This window comes from Photobacterium minamisatsumaniensis, from assembly GCF_050336695.1.
Lineage (GTDB): Bacteria > Pseudomonadota > Gammaproteobacteria > Enterobacterales > Vibrionaceae > Photobacterium > Photobacterium minamisatsumaniensis.
This window is the reverse complement of the sequence record NZ_JAKJSI010000116.1, coordinates 1-889: the sequence shown is the minus strand read 5'-3', so window position 1 is coordinate 889 and position 889 is coordinate 1. Positions and strand designations below refer to the sequence as shown.

At 28.0% G+C, this 889-nt stretch carries 1 protein-coding gene; it reads left to right on the top strand.

Annotated features, from left to right (window positions below; all coding sequences use genetic code 11):
* Positions 1-433: 433 nt before the first annotated feature.
* On the top strand, positions 434-889 hold a 456-nt coding region (locus tag L4D78_RS28320), incomplete at its 3' end, for a winged helix-turn-helix domain-containing protein (protein ID WP_428469998.1).

Below are 889 nucleotides of genomic sequence, written 5' to 3'. Positions count from 1 at the left end.
GTGTATAGATGTTTTTCAAACGATAGTCATTTTTTATGTTTTTATTTCCCATGAACTTTTTTGTTGGGCCCTTACAAATCAATTACTTAAGAGTAAATCATTCTTATTTAGTCTTAATTATAATAATTAATTTAAACAGTTGTGTTTTTTTAGTTAAGTTTTGCTTCGACTGTGTATACGTTGTTTGAGGTTAAAATAATAAGAATGGTAAGCAGAACTGTAACAAAAAGAATTTATAAAAAACTTGAAGAGTCATTTAATAGAAATGGATATATTTCATTATGTACGTTGTGCAATGAAGATAATGATGATGGTGTTTTTAAACCAAAATTCAGTTATGAACTCGAAGGTTCTGTTTTTTTACAACGGAATCCAAGAATATATGATCCTAGATATAAAAATCTCACCTCGAGTTTTAATTTAAGAGTTGGTAATGATGAATGATATTACTTACGTAACATTAAAGATGGAGCAATGTTATGTTATCGTTAATAAGGAGAATTTCGAATTGCATCGCCCTGAAATGATAATGTTAGATTACTTCGGTATGAACAGGGATAAGATCGTTACAAAAAAAGAGTTATTAGATATTTGTTGGAATGGAAAAGTTGTTTCAGAATCTTCATTGTATGTATCAATTTCAAGGATTAGGAAAAAATTTTCAAGATGTGGCATTACAGACTCTATTGTAACTGTTAAAGGGCTTGGTTATAAGATCACATCTGATATAGTAATTAGTCATAATGAAGAATATCCTGAACAAAACGAATGTTCAGTAGAAACGAATAATAATGAGAGTTATTTAATTGGTTCAAAAAGCACAATAACAAAGGATAGGTTATGTGTGAATATAGTAAAAGGTTTCTTTATAATTATTACAGTAATTCAC